We start from the raw sequence: 524 nt of genomic DNA on the forward strand, positions 1-524 counted from the left end.
GGGACTGGCGATTGGGACGAAGTCGTAACAAGGTAGCCGTACCGGAAGGTGCGGCTGGATCACCTCCTTTCTAAGGAGCATCTCGCCTGGGCCGCCCTGTAGTGGGGCCGGCCGGGCCAGGGCCGCTGCACCACCGAACGCGTGGTGGCGGAGCTCATGGGTGGAAACGTCGTAGACAGCCCGCCGGACCTGGTCCGGTGGGCGGGCACACTGTTGGGTCCTGAAGGGGCAGCCGCGGGCCGTGAGGCCATTGTCGCGGGTGTTGCTTCGGTTCCGGGTTCGAGCCCGAGTCGCATACCGCCGGTCGTGGTTGGCCGGGTCTGATGTGTCTCGTGTGGGTTCGGGGTTCGGTGGGGTGTTTGTGAACTGGATAGTGGATGCGAGCATCAAATTTAGTTTTGATTGCTGCTCTGTAGTGTTTGAGTAGAGTTCCGAGAGTTTATCTTTCGTGTGTGTAAGTGTTTAAGGGCGCACGGTGGATGCCTTGGTACCAGGAGCCGATGAAGGACGTGTCTGGCCGCGAT

At 61.3% G+C, this 524-nt stretch carries 1 rRNA gene; it reads left to right on the plus strand.

The window, feature by feature from the left end:
- Positions 1-70 (plus strand): 16S ribosomal RNA (locus tag KDK95_RS34945); the annotation flags it as partial.
- Positions 71-524 lie beyond the last annotated feature (454 nt).

Origin of the sequence: Actinospica acidithermotolerans, assembly GCF_018139625.1 — a bacterium.
Classification (GTDB): domain Bacteria; phylum Actinomycetota; class Actinomycetes; order Streptomycetales; family Catenulisporaceae; genus Actinospica; species Actinospica acidithermotolerans.